The organism is Shouchella shacheensis (assembly GCF_001484965.1).
In the GTDB taxonomy this organism is placed as follows: domain Bacteria; phylum Bacillota; class Bacilli; order Bacillales; family Bacillaceae_D; genus Shouchella; species Shouchella shacheensis.
On record NZ_KQ947393.1, the window covers coordinates 354,845 to 370,947 of the forward strand.

Below are 16,103 nucleotides of genomic sequence, written 5' to 3' on the forward strand. Positions count from 1 at the left end.
GTATTTAGACGTGTGTTAGCATACGCTCGAGTGCCAAACGAGCCTCAACTGCCACCTCTTCTTTTACTTTAATTTCGTACTGGTACTCTCCCTCGCGCAAAAGGTCCAGTGTCCAAGTCAAATGTTCCAGATCGATTCGGTTCATCGTTAAGCATGGACACATATTTTCATTTAATGAAACTATTCGTTTATCGCTATGCGTAAGTGCTAAGCGCTTGACCAGATTCATCTCCGTCCCAACCGCCCAGGAAGTTCCCGGAGGAGCTGCCTTGATGGTTTCAATGATGTGATGCGTGCTTCCCGCTTCATCCGCTGCTTGCACCACGTCATACGGACATTCAGGGTGAACAATCACCTGCGTCTGCGGTTCTTTCTCACGCAGCTCTTGGATTTGTCCTACCGTAAACTTCTCATGCACTGAGCAGTGTCCCTTCCACAAGATCACTCTTATATGATCAGGACTGGTCCCCTCCTCAAGCTCCAGACGATGACTAATTGGGTCCCAAACCGCCATTTCCCTCAGGGAGATCCCTAACTTCGCCGCCGTATTTCTCCCCAGATGCTGATCCGGCAAAAATAACAGCCGCTCTTTCTGAGTCAGAGCCCATTGAATCATTTGAGCGGCGTTGGACGAAGTCACGCACGCTCCTCCATGCCGACCACAGAATGCTTTGATCGCAGCCGTGCTGTTGACATATGTTAACGGTAGAATCGTATCCCCAAATAAGTCCGTAAGCTCCTCCCACGCTCGGTTCGTCTGAGAGATACTCGCCATATCCGCCATCGAGCACCCCGCCTGCAAATCCGGCAGCATCACTCGTTGAGAAGATGTCGTCAGCATATCCGCCGTTTCGGCCATAAAATGGACTCCGCAAAACACGATAAAGGAAGCTGTGTTTTGCTCGCACATCTGCGCAAGCTGCAAGGAATCCCCGGTAAAGTCGGCAAATTGAATCACGTCCTCCCGTTGGTAATGATGACCAGGAATGAGGAGGTCCGAACCAAAATGCGCTTTCGTTTTCTGAATGCGCGCCATTTTTTCGTTAGACGTCATTTGTCGGTATTCTTTTGGCAAACGGTTTAACTGCGCGGTTACCATGAGATCGCCTCCTTTTGTACGAGCATGCTAAAATCAAGCGCCTTTGTGGAGTGTGTGAGAAACCCAAGCGAGATATAATCGACACTCGTTCCTGCGTAGTCTGGTAATGTTGCCATAGTCATTCCACCTGATGCCTCCGTGACAATAGGAGAGGGGACAAGCGACCGGTATTGTTTCACCTCATCGGGAGAAGCGTTGTCGAACATAATGACATCCACCCCGACTTCTACCGCCTCTATGACTTCCGCTTCGTTTGTCGTCTCCACTTCGATTTTCATCATAGGGCCAAGCCCTGCCTTAATTCTCCTAACGGCCTCTGTAATCGACCCACAAGCGGCAATGTGATTTTCCTTAAGCATGATGGCATCATCAAGCCCCCTTCTATGGTTGAAGCCTCCTCCAGCGCGTACCGCTTCTTTTTCAAACATGCGCAACCCAGGCGTTGTTTTTCGCGTATCACAAAGACGGATTGCTTCATCAGCCAATGCTTCCACCGCTGAATTCGTCATCGTTGCGATTCCACTCATGCGCTGCAGCAGGTTCAACAATACGCGTTCTCCCGAAAGAATGGAATGGGCTGGGCCGGTTATCGTGGCGATTCGTTCTTTCGGAAAAACTTTCTGCCCATCGTCTATTAGTGCATTCACCTCAACACGAGGATCAAGCAGGGAATACAGACGCTCCAAGACCACGCGTCCTGCAAACACGCCAGGCTGCTTGGCAATAATACTTGCAGTGACTTCTTCCCCCTGAAAGATCGCCTCCCCCGTGGCATCGCCACTGCCTATATCTTCTGACAAAAATGCCTTCAGCTGCTCATTAAGCAAGATGCCATTCATTACACGCTCTCCTTTACTTTTTCATAAGTTACATACGGTTGATCGTTTTTTTGAAAACAAACAAACGCCTGCTTCCAGCTTTCATCGCTTGCCGGGGAATCCGACCGGTAATGCCCCCCTCGAGACTCCGAACGCAGAGCGGCTGCCCTCGTCACTAAACGGGCCAGTGTGTATAGATGTTCATTTTCTTTTCGTTTGCGTGTGATTGAAGGTCCTTTCAATAACGGCCACTTTTGAAAAGAAGACAACCATTCCTCCATCATTGCAAGCCCCTGCCTGCTCCTTTCAATTCCGACAAACGTTGTCATTCTGGTTCTTATCTCCCTTGGCGAAGGAAGTTCATGTGAAAGAAAAGACGGGAGGCCGCTTGAAACTAAAGGGAGAGCGGAACGCCCTGGCCTACAAGCAATATGCTCAGCTGCTTTCTGAGCAAAAGTAAGACCTTCGAGGAGCGAGTTGCTCGCCAGCCGATTGGCCCCATGTACACCTGTACAAGCAGTCTCGCCGATGGCATATAATCCGTCTACACTTGTCCGTCCACAGGCATCCGTCCAAACCCCGCCACAAAAGAAATGCGCCCCAGGTACTACAGGAATGAGCGTTGTCTTTGGGTTAATGGATGCTCTCAAGCAGAAAGCCGCGAGCGTGGGAAAGCGTTCCGAAAACTGCCGCAAATGGCGCACATCTAAATAAGGCTGCTCCCCTGACAACAGCGTTTGATGCAAAACGCGAGCAACTACATCACGCCCTTCCAGCTCTCCTTTAGGAAAGTCTTGAAGCAGACGCTCCCCGGCTTCATTAACGAGCCACGCCCCCTCCCCACGCACAGCTTCACTAATGAGTGAACCCGACTGATCTCCGAGAAGAGTTGGATGAAACTGAACAAATTCCAAATCCCTTAGCTCTGCACCGGCCTGCCATGCAAGCACGATTCCGTCCCCCGTTGCTTCCTTTACATTCGATGTTTCTTGATAAAGCTGTCCTGCTCCACCCGTAGCAAGCACTACCTCCCGGGCCGCGATGAAGCGTCTATCGGTTAAGACGCCCGCGATCCCTTGTGTGTCCCTTATCAACTCGATGACAAATTCGTTTTCGGCGATTTGCACATGATCGGAAAGCGAATGAAACAATGCGTCGACAATCGCTTTCCCTGTTTGGTCTTTATTCGCATGCAAAATGCGTCTCTCCCCATGAGCGCCTTCTTGGCCAAAGGCAAAGCCCTGCCCCTTTCTATCAAAAGGAACACCAAGCCTGGCGAGTTCCGTCATTAAATCTGGTGCCGCATCTGTCATCGTCTTCACACGGTCCAAAACATTGTGACCATGACCCGCCTGGATGGTGTCTAGTGCATGCTTCATAGGTGTATCCTTTTCCTGTATTGCCGCAGCTACCCCGCCTTGGGCGAGTGACGAGTTGCTTTCATTTGCATCTGACTTTGTGAGTAATATCACATGTCGGTATTCAGAGATGTGCAGCGCGGCCATCAAACCAGCCACACCCGTTCCAACAATGACAACCGGAAGCTCTCCTTCGGTATTTTCCATCGTCCCACCTACTTTACAGTTGTCTTGTCACCTAGTTTTACATAAAATAAAGAAAAAGACAACCGATTTTTGGAGGAGACTATTTTGATTTATATGGATTATAGCGCCACCACACCGCTGTCTGAGGAATGCCTTCACGTATATGGAGAAACCGCAAAGCTGGCCTTTGCCAATTCAAGCAGTGTCCATACAATGGGCCTTGAAGCTCAGACTGTTTTAGAAAAAACACGGAGCAACATGGCCGACCTGCTTGGGCGAAGCTCAGATGAACTTTACTTTACAGGTTCGGGCTCTGAAGCCAACTTTCTATCACTGGTTACACTTGCGAATGCTCATGCCAGGAAAGGCCTTCATATTCTTTCTACAAAAACGGAACACCCCTCAGTGCATGAGGCTCTGGACTATTTAAAAAATGAAAACTTTGAGGTCACCTATGTACCCGTCACTAAGGATGGTATCATTAGCAAGGAGGCTTTACTTGAAGCGATTCGACCAGATACCATTCTCGCAAGTTTCGCCCACGCATCAAGTGAGGTTGGCACCATTCAAGACTTGCACGTCCTTGGCAAGCTTTTGCAGGCCCGTGGTATACTACTTCATAGCGATTGCGTTCAAACCATAGGTAAAGTGCCAGTACCACTTGATATGTTATCGGCCGCAAGTTTCTCGGCCCACAAGCTGTATGCGCCTAAAGGACTCGGAGCTGCCTATATTTCAAATCGTGTGCACTGGTTTCCTTTTTACGCACATGCAAGCCATGAGTCACAGTTCCGTCCTGGAACGGTCGACGTCCCCGGGATTGCCGCTTTTGGGAAAGGCCTTTCAGATGCGCTTAAGACAGAGAAGGAGCAGATGAACACCCTTTGTACTTGGCGTAACAACGCTCTACACAGACTCTTGGGAAGTGGAAAATTTGCCCTTATTGGGCATCCCACCCGTCGTTTGCCGTTTCACATGGGCTTAAGGGTACTGAGGGGGAGTGGTCAACAGTTCATGCTAGAGTGTGATCGCCAAGGTCTTGCGATTGCTACAGGCTCTGCTTGCCGTGTCGGACAAACCGCCCCTTCGGAAGCATTGCTTGCACTTGGGCTCACATCAGAAGAGATTGACCAATATGTACGTATTACTTTCGGCACGCCCACGAGTGAGGCAGAAGTGATGGAAATGGTCGACATCTGTTTAAAAATTGTTAATGAATGAGGGATAGCAATGAACAAACCAAGCAAACTCCTAGCCGGGGAACGACGCGAGGCGATGGTCTCCTGGCTACGAGCATCGAATACCCCCATAACTGGAGGTGAGCTTGCCAAACGTGCAGGGGTGAGTCGTCAGGTCATCGTTCAAGACATGTCCATCTTAAAAGCAAAAGATGAACCAATCTTTGCGACGGCTCAAGGCTATATGTATTTACAGGCGCCTAAACGAGAGCGTATCTCACGCATTGTTGCCGTTAAACACCTACCGGCGGATACTCAAAGAGAGCTCTACCTTCTTGTTGATCATGGGGTTACGGTGAAGGACGTCATTGTTGAACACGCAATCTACGGTGAAATTACCGCCTCCCTGCATGTGTCCAACCGGCAAGAAGTAGATGCCTTTTGCGAAAGCGTAGCACGTACAAAAGCAAACCTGCTTTCTGAGTTGACGGAAGGGGTGCACCTCCACACGATCGAAGGAGACACAAGGGAACAGATTGAAGCAGCCCTCCTCGCCCTCAAAGAGGAACAAATTTTACTTGAAGACAACGAATAAGCGACGAGGAGTCGAACTCCCCGTCGCTTATTTTGGGATTAGACTGAATGATGATCAGTCACAATAGCCTGTCATCTATGTTCGGCGTTTCTATTTCCTTAAAGTCCTCCGCCTCTACCGAAGTGATAGGCGGAGGAGGTCACGCGGACCCGAACCGCTCATATTCAGCCATTGACACTCGTTTCCGTTTCCACGACCGACTGGCTGCTATAGCTGCTGTAGCTTCCAAGTACCTCCACTTGGCAACCAAGAGCCTTGAGTTCTGCCATCGCCCCGGGAACGAGCACATCATCCATACGCTGTTCGATATCGATTACAAAAAAGTAGTTTCCTAGTCCTGTTTTGGTTGGCCTTGATTCAATTTTTGACAAATTTAGCTTGCGCCAAGCAAAAGCCGAAAGCACTTGGTGCAAGGCCCCCGTGAAATCCGAAGGAAGGGTGATCATCAGCGTTGTTTTATCGCCGACATGGTAAGGGCCGGTGATATGCTCAGCGGCTTTGCTGTTGTTTCCGAGTACGACAAAGCGTGTACGGTTATAGTCATAATCGTGAATGTTTTCTTTTGCCGTATGCAAATGATACGTTTCAGCCGCTTGCTGATTGGCGATAGCACAAACCTGCTCTTCTGGATGAGCCTCAACCCATGCTGCCGCTGCCCCTGTAGAGCTCACGTATTCAATCTCAATCGTCGGGTACGTTTTTTGCAAGAAATCATGACATTGAGCAACGGCCTGTGGGTGGGAAAGTACTTTTTTGGGGACAAAATCCTTAGACGCATTCTTTTCAGAAACAAGCAGATGATGAGAGATGTCAATGGTCACACTCGCAAGAATCGGCATACGACGCTTATGAATTAAGTAATCGAGCGTCAAGTTCACCGACCCTTCAATGGCATTCTCCACTGGCACCACCGCATAATCGACAACATTTGCCCAAGCTTTATCCATTGCTTGAGGAATGGTTTGGAAGGGAAGCAGTTCCTCCCCGGGAAATAACAGCCTTGTTGCTCTTTCGGTAAATGTTCCTCTAGGTCCTAAATAGCCAACTCGTTTCAACGAACTACTTCCTTCCTTATGAGCCTGATCCAACAAGTTCTACTTTTTCAACGGCCTCCACATGCTCGACTTTCTCAAGCAATTCATGCAAGTCTATTTCACTTGGAGCTGTATCGACAGAGAGAGTAATGTGGGCCCTGCCCTGGAGCGGAATGGTCTGATTGATGGTCAGTATATTTGTGCCCGTGGCAGCTACGACTGAAAGCAGTGTAGAGAGCGTACCGGACCGATCGATTAAATTAATCGAAAGTGTGACAATTCGTTCTTTCGCCATCGCATGAAATGGGAAAATCCCGTCCTTATATTTATAAAACGCACTTCGACTTAAGCCAACCTCATGAACGGCTTCATTAATTTTGCGGATTTTTCCGGATTGCAACAACGCCTTTGCTTCGAGCGTTCGTTGCATGGCATCGGTCAACATATCTTCGCGTACAAGATAAAATTGCTTCCGAGACATACGTCGCCCCCTCTCGATGGACCATCTCTCTAGTCATCATTATAGGCTTAGAAAAAACGGATGTCCACCTTGGACGTGCAAAAAGAGCGATGGACCCTAAGCGAGGGTCCATCAGAACAGGAGAGGGATCTTAAAGCCGTCTCCTCTTTTAAAGTTAGTCCAGCTCCGGCGGGGAGAAGCTCGAGATTTTTCGCCCTGACAACGAAATCCAACACCGGGATTTCTTTTGTCAGGTCTCCAAAATTCTCACTTCTGACCAACCCGCCTGCGCCTTTTAGTCCAATCTAGCTCCAGCGGGGAGAAGCTCGAGATTTTTCGCCCTGACAACGAAATCCAACACCGGGATTTCTTTTGTCAGGTCTCCAAAATTCTCACTTCTGACCGACCCGCCTGCGCCTTTTAGTCCACAAATTCAAATTCATGGTTGAGGATGCGGATGGGGTCGCCGTCTTGAGCTCCGCGTTCGCGGAGGGCGGCGTCTACGCCCATATGGCGCATTTTGCGAGCGAAGCGGCGCACGGATTCATCGCGAGCAAAGTCGGTCATTTTAAAGACGCGCTCAAGCTCTGCCCCGGCAACTTCAAAGACCCCATCGTCGGCGCGTGTAATGATAAATGGCTCCACCGGTGTCTCGTGCCGATAGATGACGCGTGCTTCTTCGTCGGTCTCCTCATCGTACAGCGGGAACTCTGGAGCCTCTTCTAATGCATCAGCAATCGTCAGTAAGAGCTCACGAACCCCGTCCTTTGTGAGAGCGGAAATAGGATAAACGTTCACAGCGTCTCCGACCTCCTCCCGAAAACGGGCAAGGTTCTCTTTCGCATCCGGCATGTCCATTTTATTTGCGACAACAATTTGCTGCCGCTCAGTGAGGCGCATATTGTAGCGGGCGAGTTCATCGTTAATTTTCTTATAATCTTCCACAGGGTCCCGGCCTTCAAGCCCAGACATGTCCACGACATGGACGATAACGCGTGTCCGTTCAATGTGACGAAGGAACTGATGGCCAAGCCCAACGCCTTCATGGGCACCCTCGATCAACCCTGGTAAGTCGGCCATCACAAAGCTGCGGTTGTCACTCGTATCGACGACCCCTAAGTTAGGCGTAATCGTCGTGAAATGATAATCGGCAATTTTCGGCTTTGCGGCTGAAACAATGGAAAGAAGTGTAGATTTTCCTACGCTTGGAAAGCCGACAAGACCAACATCAGCCAGCACTTTCAGCTCAAGAACAATGTTGCGTTCCTGTCCCGGCTCCCCGTTTTCCGCGTGGTCTGGAGCAGGATTCACCGGCGTTGCAAAGCGGACATTGCCCCTTCCCCCTCGGCCGCCCTTGGCGACAACAGCTCGCTGGCCATGTTCGGTTAAATCAGCAAGAAGGGCACCCGTTTGTTCATCCATAACGGTGGTGCCCGGTGGAACTTTCACAACTAGGTCCGGAGAATTCTTTCCATGCATATTTTTCGACATTCCTTTTTCGCCCCGGGGCGCCTTAAAATGTCGGTTGTAGCGGAAATCCATCAGCGTACGTAACCCTTCCTCTACCTCAAGGATGACGCTTGCCCCGCGCCCCCCGTCGCCACCGGCCGGTCCACCGTTTGGGACATATTTTTCACGACGGTAGGCGACCATCCCATTCCCGCCGTCACCACCCTTGGCGTATACGGTCACTTTATCGACAAACATTCGTTTTTTCACCTCATATTTTCCACTACCACAGGAGTATCTGCTCCTACTCTTTACCGGTAGTCTCGCTCACTTTAGTGTATCACAAATCGTAAGGGAGCTGAAATGAAGCTTCCTTTTGTCATTTCGAAAAAAACTCTTTACAATCATGTGAACACTGTATATACTAAATTTTAGCAAGTCAAATTTTGAAGTGAAGAAAGGAGATGAACAACATGATGATGCCTATCCATCTATCCACCGATCGTCCTTTAGCTAAATACGCATCTCATTGTTCCCTTTTTTTCGCGAACGCTTCACTTTGACTTCACCAGTCATTGAATTCACGCCGCAGGGACAAAGAGTTCCTGTGGCTATTTTTAAAACCGCAGGGGACCCCTGCGGTTTTTTGTGCTTTCATACTGGAATATTTTTCAATTCAGAAAGGAGAGCTTATGAGATGCTAAAAAACATCAGAAGAGAACACCAAATTTTAATCGAACAGGTGCCAGGCTCTACCTGAAACAGCCACTCGGTTGAAAAGGAGGGAAAGTAAATCATGACGTTTCAGTTTATCTTTTTTACCATCACGATTAAAAAGCGCGCGTATACAGCATCTGAATTAGAGCAATTTCAGCGTGAGCAGGAGTACAAAGAACAGCTTGAAACCATCCGCAGCCACTATCATCGTTTGCCTTACTAATCTGCCGCAGTGATGATGCACTCTAACGCATAGGGGTAGGCATCAACGACTAGCTTGTGGCAGGATCTCAGCTAAGGCAAACAGAACACCGGCACGTGCGTGGGACGCACATGCCGGTGTTTTCGTAAAATCACTTTTTTGCTGCGAGGATTTCGTTTGCTGTACGCTCTCCTTGGTCAATACAATCGGGAAGACCGACGCCGTCGAACGCAGCCCCGCATAAATGCAGGCCAGGCAGCGCCGCCCTCACCTCTTCCTGAAGCTTTGCCAGTCGCTCACGATGACCAACTTTATACTGCGGCATTGAACTCGGCCATCTTGTAACCTGATAAAATTCTGGCTCCCCCTCTATCTCCATCATGGACTCAAGGTCAATGAGAACCTGCGCAACCATCTTTTCATCATCCTCAAAGACGATGTCGGAGTCATCCGGGCGGCCCACATAGCAGCGCAAAAGCGTGTATCCTGGCGGTGCGGTATGAGGCCACTTTTTATTTGTCCATGTACACGCCGTAATCGCTTCATCCCCACCTCGAGCGACAACAAAACCTGTTCCCTCGCGCTCATTTTTTACCGCTTCCTCTTTAAAGGCAAGAATGACCGTCGCTACCGACGTCGCATCCATGTCTTTTAACACATCGAAAATCGAATAGGAACGCAGCATCTTCGCCGTATGATGAGGAGGTGTTGTAACAATGCAGTCACTGAAGACCGCGTGCGTCCCGTCTTGGAACGTTAGCTCAAATCCGTCCGCACGTTTTTCGATCAACTCTACGGGTGTCTTTAAGCGAAGCGCCCCTTCCGCTAGCTGATTGGCAAGCGCATTAGCAAACGACTGCAGCCCTGTATTTACAGTTAAAAACATCCCATGCTTCTTCGTGCTCGGCTTGGACTCTCGTGTCGCTTGAAGACCTTTAATCAAGCTTCCGTACGTTTCCTCTAGTGTTAAATAGCTTGGAAACGTCGCTCTCATACTAAGTTCATAAATGTTGCCACCATAGATGCCGCCAAGAAGCGGCTCAATGAGGGAGGTAACCATCTCGTCCCCAAGACGTTCTCCAAAAAAATCGCCAAGGGAAATGTCTTCGTTGCGGGGAGTGACCCTGTCCATGTCGAGATCCTCGAGTGCTCTCTGTTTGCCTTTTTCTGAAATCAGTTCCGTTTTCTCAAACTGCTCAAGATCCGTTGGCACACCCATGACAGCACCTCCCGGGATCGGAAAGAGCTGCTCGTCTTTTAAAACAAAGGCCTGACCCGTTTCATTGCGAACAAGCGTATCAGAGAGACCGACTTCCCGGGCGAGTCGCCCCATACTCTCTTTCCGTTCGAGGAAAGAGTCGGGTCCTCCCTCCATCACAAAACCGTCTTTTTCATACGTCTTGATTTTGCCACCGACACGCTCGCTGGCTTCAAACACGTGGTACTCAACCAGACGCCCCTTTTCCTGGTTGGCTTTTTCCAGTTGGTAGGCTGCGGAGAGGCCGGTGATCCCTGCGCCAATGATGGCTACACGTTGCTGCTTCATTTGGCCTCAACCTTCTTTTCGACGACATTGGCAAGTGCCTCAAGAAATTCAGGCTTTGCGTTCGGCATTGGCGGGCGTAAATACTGTACCCCTAGTTCATCGGTCACGACTTTACATTCATAATCATTGTCATAAAGCACTTCCAAGTGCTCCGCGACAAAGCCGACCGGGCAGTACATAAACGCTTTGTAGCCGTGTTCGTTATATAAATCTCTCGTTAAGTCCTGAACGTCCGGTCCTAGCCAAGGATCGGGCGTGTTCCCCTCACTTTGCCAACCAATCGCATAATGAGGAATTTCCGCCTTTTTTGCAACCGACGCCGCCGTCTCTTTTAGCTGTTCGGGATACGGATCGCCGTTTGCAATAATTTTTTCCGGCAAACTGTGAGCCGAGAAAATAACGCATAGCTCGTCGGTCTGTTCAACTTTTTTTAACTCAGCTTGAATGCTCTTGACCCAGTATTCAATGAAGGCCGGCTCTGTGTACCAGCTTTCCACAGGGGAGATCGTCAGCCCACCTAGATTTTCTGCTTCATCAAGGGCTCGCTTGTTGTAGGACTTCACGCTGAATGTAGAGAAATGCGGCGCGAGAACAATGGAGACCGCCTCTTCAATCCCGTCTTCTTTCATTTGTTTTACCGCATCCTCAATGAACGGATCAATATGTTTAAGCCCAAGATACGGCGTAAATTCCGTGTCTGGAAAACGCTTGTTCAAAACCGATGCCAGTCCACCCGCCTGCTCCTTGGTGATTCTTGCGAGCGGGCTTATGCCGCCGATTGCTTCGTAGCGCCCGACCAAGTCGTCAAGCGCCTCCTGTGAAGGCTTGCGACCGCGGCGAATATGCGTGTAGTATGGTTCAATTTCTTCTTTCTTTCGTGGTGTGCCATACGCCATGACAAGTAATCCCATTCTTCTCTTTTGCATTGGTCTTAGTCAGTCCCTTTCTATGCTTGCTTTTTTTCACGTGAATACTCATGTATAAAAGCAGTGAGCCGTTTCAACGTCTCCGGCTTCACTTCTGGAAAAACACCGTGACCCAAATTAAAAATAAAATGGTTGGTCCTCATCCCTTGATCAAGAATTTCTTTGGCGTGCTCTTCTATCACTTGCCAAGGGGCAAGCAACACGGCAGGATCGAGATTGCCTTGAACCGTTCGTGAAATCCCAGCATCTCTAGCCTCTGAAATCGGTGTGCGCCAGTCCAGTCCAATTACATCAAGTGCCATCTCATTCCATTCCGGAAGCAAATGCCGTGTACCAACGCCATGCATAATAAGTGGGACACCTTCTGTGCGGACTTCCTCGACAATCCGAGACATCACTGGTTTAATAAACCGTCTGTAATCTTCGCGGTTCATCGTGCCGACCCAGGAATCAAAAAGCTGGATCGCTTGTGAGCCCGCTTGAATTTGTGCACGTATGTAGGCAATCGTCATATCCTCAAGCTTGTCCATTAAGAGAAACCATGCCTCTGGTTGCGCATACATGAACGCCTTTGTTTTGTGGTAGTTTTTCGATGGACCGCCTTCGATCATATAGCTGGCAAGTGTGAATGGTGCCCCGCCAAAACTGATGAGAGGAACAGAAAGCTGTGTCCTCAAAAGCTTGATCGTATCTAGTACATGGGCCACATCTTCTTCGGCGTTCAATGCTCCGAGTCGCTGTACATCCGCTTTGCTTTGAATAGGGTTATCAATCACAGGACCAACCCCTGCTTTGATTTCTACATCGACCCCAATGAAAGGAAGTGGTGTCATGATGTCCTTATACAGAATCGCCGCGTCATTGTTGTACTGATCGACTGGAAGCTTCGTTACGTATGCGCACAGTTCTGGATCGTGAGTGATTTCAAACAACGAATGGGTCTCCTTGATTTTTCGATACTCCGGCTGAGAACGCCCAGCCTGGCGCATGTACCAGACCGGCACATGGCTTTGTTCCTCTCCCCGACACGCTTTTAGGAACGTGTCATTAAATGCTTGACTCACGCTTACCCCGCCTTTCATTCTCTACGTACTCTCTACACCTGATCCGTTCTAAAAATATCCTTTACTATTTTACTTGATTCCACACATGAATTCATGAATTCTGCTTGCTTTCTCTTTTACTATAGTAACCGACCTCCTCCTTGTATACACCCCTCCTCTGATTGTCACGAAATCGATCGATCTTCAAAACGGTGAGTAGGATGTGGTTACAGAAAGGCTGAGGGAGAATTTGATAAGTCTTAATGTTTCAAGGAGTTAGGGTGTTCTTTCACTTGAGTGGTGTTGATGAGAAGACATCCAATTTGCATAATATCGCTCGTTTTAAGGAGCTGGAGGAGTGTTAAACGAAGAAATCCGAGAGGCTCTTACTATTGGCCCCTCGACTTATTGTTGTTTCGCTTTAGTAATCGTTCTTGCAATAGATTGCAAGATTTCTGTATCTGTAGCTTGAGCTCGCTCAAGACTGGAAAGTCGGGCGTTTGTTTCTAGCTGTGCAGTCTCTAAGTTCCCTACACGCCGGCTCATAATGGTTTGCTCTTCTCTCATGGCAGCTAGTTCTTCTCTCATAGCGCTTTGCCCTTTTTTCAAGCTGGTGATGTCTGCTTTCATCTCTGTTTGCTCTTTCTTCATCTCTGTTTGCTCTCGCTTCATTTCACGCATTTCTGTTTTGAACTCTGCTTGCTCTTTTTTTATGCCGCCGATTTCCGTTCTAAGCTCGTCAAAATTGTTCATCATCGTTTTACGCATATCTGTGACAAGTTCAAATAACTGCCTAAAATCATGATTTGCATCGCTCATACCCCATCGTTCCTCCCTTCGTTTTGTCCATTATATCATCACCATTTTAGATCTGCATACGTTTTTTGCTCTCGTTCCAGGGTGATTCTGAACGGGAGAGGAAGCGAATAGAAGTACGGCTGTCCATTAACTACGGATGAAACACTGAATTCCCAGCGCAGCAACTACTTACCAGCTGGACGATACCGTCGAGGCACGCACCCTATAAAACATGTGCTTCCACTCGCGAATACCGAAAAGCGCAGGCAGGTTGCCGAGAAGCGAGGATTTTGGAAAGGCCTGCACTAGAAACCCTGATCTTGGGTTTCGGGGCAGGACTGAGAAATCCCGAGCTTCTACTCGCTGCAGCTAGACAAAAAAAGCCCCGGAGCAAAGCTGGGGCTTAAAATGAAAAGGAGAAGGAAGGATCTAGCGCAGCCGACGCTTCGCCCTCTATTTTCGCTACCGGGTCGTAAGGAACCACCTCGTAACTAGGGATGGAGAAGGGATTGATTCTTCCTTGTGAGAAATGAGGCTCAGTTAAGTTGGAAGCAACTAGCTCACGCTCCCCGTCTTCTTCGACTTCATAGACGTGATATTCAATTCGCTCATCCTCAAAACCTTTCCATGTTAATTCAACGCTGAGCAGGCCTTGTCCTCCTATGGAGTACGTTGCTTCAAAATCCTCAATCTCCTCCATGGCAATTGGCGGAGCGAGATCCTGAGTCCCTTCTGGCTGACTGAAGGCCACTTGCTGCATCTCGCTCGGCAATGTGTTAACCATCGACTTAAACAACGCCGTCGGGTAGGCACTTCCGCCGTGCAAATACTGGTCCTGCGTCGTTTGGTCATAGCCCATCCAGACCGTACCAATTACATCAGGGGTGTAGCCGACGAACCAAGCATCACTGTTGGCACCTTCAACTTGATCGTAATTTTGCGTTCCTGTTTTTCCGGCGATGACTGAAGAGGTTGCAGGACCGCCGCTCCCCGTTCCTTCTTTGACTGCCGACTCAAGCATACGTGTCATCGACCAAGCGGTTTGCTTTGAGAGCACCTCGGTCTGGATCGGGGAGGCCCCGCCAATTCGTCTATCGTTGCGATCATAAATGTCCTGAATCACATAAGGCTCGACCATTCGCCCTTCCTCGGCAAAGGCGCGATACGATTTCGTCATCTCATAAGGCGTTACACCTTCACTCAATCCGCCCAAGGCAAGCGACAAACCTCGATCCGGAAGCTCGAAGCCAAATTCCGAAAGCTGGGCAAGGGATTGTTCCACGCCCATTTCATTGAGCAACCACACGGCAGGAGCATTAGCGGACACTTCTATCGCATCATATAAAGTCATTTCTCCCGCGTATTCGCCTGTTACGTTTTTAGGGATCCAGTCCTCCCCGTACTGCAAAAGCTCATCTCGTAGCATCGAATACGGCTGATACTGGCCATCTTCCAGTGCTGGGGCATAGACAGACAGCGGTTTAAACGTAGAACCGGGCGAGCGCTTTACATTGACACGGTTCAACCCACGACGCACATAGTCCCGCCCGCCTTGAGCGGCGATAATGCCCCCGCTCTCGGCATTCATGAACATCATCGAAGCCTGGGCGTCCTTGCTGCCTTCTGGAAAGTAGTCCTCATTTTGTAGCGCCTCATAGGTACTGCGCTGCATCTCCCTGTTGATCGGCACAACGATGCGATACCCCCCGGTCAACAGCTCTTCTTGGCTAATATTGTAGCGCTCCTCTGCTTCATCCATCACCATGTCAATATAGGTATAAAGCGACTCGTCTTCGGTCATTTCCTGCCGATCGGTCGCGATCACTCTTCCCTTATATGAAGAGGATTCGTCCGCGCTAATGAACCCTTGCTGCTCCATAACGGTTAAGATTAAGTCACGTCGTTCCTTGCTCCGCTCTTTGTCTTCAAAAGGCGAATAATAACTTGGCGCATTGACAACACCCGCCAACACTGCCCCTTCGTCAACGGTTAATTCACTAGCAGATTTATTAAAATATAGTTTCGATGCAGCCTCAATGCCGTACGCACCGTGACCGAAATAGACTTGATTTAAGTACATTTGTAAGATTTCATCTTTGCTATAACGACGCTCTAAGTTCATCGCAATTAACACTTCGTTCGTTTTTCTGAGCCAGGCTTTTTCATTCGATAAGAAAACGTTCTTGGCTAGCTGCTGTGTGATTGTGCTTCCGCCCTCGACCTTGGCTCCTGCTAAAATATCGCGGTACAGCGCCCGACCAATCGCGCGAAAATCAATGCCCTGATGCTCATAAAAGCGTGAATCCTCAATCGCTACAAAGGCGTTCTGCACATGCTCTGGCACCTCACTTATGGGGATGACCTGACGATTTTCCATGTATAAGTCGGTGATGACCTCGCCTTCTTGATCCACAAGAACGCTCGAATTGTTCATGACGAGCTTTTCCTCATCTATTTGATAATGACCCGCTAAAATGACAACCGCAAAAATAAGAAAAGCACTCACAAGCAAGCCACAAGCCACACCGCCAGCAATCGCTATTTTCTTAATCATCGCACCACCTCCTTATGTACAGAACAGCTTTAACAGATACTTACCAGCCCAACGCAAGTTCTAGAGCCGTTGTTGCGCCTCCGTCCATTGCCATTCGTTATTCAGACACATCCCAGATATACGGTGCTTTCACGATCCTA

14 protein-coding genes are annotated in these 16,103 nt (G+C 49.1%); 3 read left to right on the plus strand and 11 right to left on the minus strand.

The genetic code is table 11. The features are described 5' to 3' along the window. Window positions 1-4: 4 nt before the first annotated feature. From nadA to nadB, 3 genes are read right to left on the minus strand one after another with little or no spacing between them, the layout of a single operon-like run. Window positions 5-1,099, minus strand: a complete 1,095-nt coding sequence (nadA, locus tag AVZ68_RS01635; RefSeq protein WP_059102788.1) for a quinolinate synthase NadA — start codon at window positions 1,097-1,099, stop codon at window positions 5-7. Further along, window positions 1,093-1,938, minus strand: a complete 846-nt coding sequence (nadC, locus tag AVZ68_RS01640; protein ID WP_059102789.1) for a carboxylating nicotinate-nucleotide diphosphorylase — start codon at window positions 1,936-1,938, stop codon at window positions 1,093-1,095. Before nadC ends, nadA begins: the two co-directional genes overlap by 7 nt. Then, window positions 1,938-3,482, minus strand: a complete 1,545-nt coding sequence (gene nadB, locus AVZ68_RS01645) for an L-aspartate oxidase (RefSeq protein WP_059102790.1) — start codon at window positions 3,480-3,482, stop codon at window positions 1,938-1,940. The genes nadC and nadB overlap by 1 nt, the downstream gene beginning before the upstream one ends. A 93-nt stretch (window positions 3,483-3,575) precedes the next feature. Between nadB and AVZ68_RS01650 the strand changes: the two genes are divergently transcribed. Next, on the plus strand, window positions 3,576-4,682 hold the full coding sequence (locus AVZ68_RS01650) for an IscS subfamily cysteine desulfurase (protein ID WP_245628040.1): 1,107 nt from the start codon (window positions 3,576-3,578) through the stop codon (window positions 4,680-4,682). A gap of 9 nt (window positions 4,683-4,691) precedes the next feature. Beyond that, window positions 4,692-5,234: a transcription repressor NadR gene (locus AVZ68_RS01655; RefSeq protein WP_059102792.1), complete on the plus strand. Its 543-nt coding sequence runs from the start codon at window positions 4,692-4,694 to the stop codon at window positions 5,232-5,234. A gap of 164 nt (window positions 5,235-5,398) precedes the next feature. Here AVZ68_RS01655 and pheA read toward each other — a convergent pair whose 3' ends face one another. The 3 genes from pheA to obgE all read right to left on the minus strand — a co-directional run bounded on the left by pheA (window position 5,399) and on the right by obgE (window position 8,435). Further along, window positions 5,399-6,289, minus strand: a complete 891-nt coding sequence (gene pheA, locus AVZ68_RS01660) for a prephenate dehydratase (RefSeq protein ID WP_059102793.1) — start codon at window positions 6,287-6,289, stop codon at window positions 5,399-5,401. A 16-nt stretch (window positions 6,290-6,305) separates the two neighbouring features. Continuing rightward, complete coding sequence (locus tag AVZ68_RS01665) at window positions 6,306-6,749, minus strand: ACT domain-containing protein (protein ID WP_059102794.1); 444 nt, start codon at window positions 6,747-6,749, stop codon at window positions 6,306-6,308. A gap of 399 nt (window positions 6,750-7,148) precedes the next feature. Further along, window positions 7,149-8,435: a GTPase ObgE gene (gene obgE / locus AVZ68_RS01670; protein WP_059102795.1), complete on the minus strand. Its 1,287-nt coding sequence runs from the start codon at window positions 8,433-8,435 to the stop codon at window positions 7,149-7,151. 538 nt (window positions 8,436-8,973) lie between these two features. Between obgE and AVZ68_RS19570 the strand changes: the two genes are divergently transcribed. Beyond that, window positions 8,974-9,117 (plus strand): YrzI family small protein, encoded by a 144-nt coding sequence (locus AVZ68_RS19570; protein ID WP_082676238.1) that lies wholly within the window; start codon window positions 8,974-8,976, stop codon window positions 9,115-9,117. A gap of 130 nt (window positions 9,118-9,247) precedes the next feature. Here the strand turns inward: AVZ68_RS19570 and hemY are convergent, their stop codons facing one another. The 5 genes from hemY to AVZ68_RS01695 all read right to left on the minus strand — a co-directional run bounded on the left by hemY (window position 9,248) and on the right by AVZ68_RS01695 (window position 15,963). Next, window positions 9,248-10,642, minus strand: coding sequence for a protoporphyrinogen oxidase (gene hemY, locus AVZ68_RS01675; protein WP_059102796.1), 1,395 nt, complete (start codon window positions 10,640-10,642; stop codon window positions 9,248-9,250). Beyond that, window positions 10,639-11,568, minus strand: a complete 930-nt coding sequence (gene hemH, locus AVZ68_RS01680) for a ferrochelatase (RefSeq protein WP_059102797.1) — start codon at window positions 11,566-11,568, stop codon at window positions 10,639-10,641. Before hemH ends, hemY begins: the two co-directional genes overlap by 4 nt. Before the next feature lie 20 nt (window positions 11,569-11,588). Continuing rightward, window positions 11,589-12,632, minus strand: a complete 1,044-nt coding sequence (gene hemE, locus AVZ68_RS01685; RefSeq protein ID WP_059102922.1) for a uroporphyrinogen decarboxylase — start codon at window positions 12,630-12,632, stop codon at window positions 11,589-11,591. Window positions 12,633-13,016: 384 nt separating this feature from the next. Next, window positions 13,017-13,430, minus strand: coding sequence for a coiled-coil domain-containing protein (locus AVZ68_RS01690; protein WP_059102798.1), 414 nt, complete (start codon window positions 13,428-13,430; stop codon window positions 13,017-13,019). A gap of 382 nt (window positions 13,431-13,812) precedes the next feature. Next, window positions 13,813-15,963 carry a transglycosylase domain-containing protein gene (locus AVZ68_RS01695; RefSeq protein WP_059102799.1) on the minus strand — a complete coding sequence of 717 codons (2,151 nt, stop codon included), beginning with the start codon at window positions 15,961-15,963 and terminating at the stop codon, window positions 13,813-13,815. Window positions 15,964-16,103 lie beyond the last annotated feature (140 nt).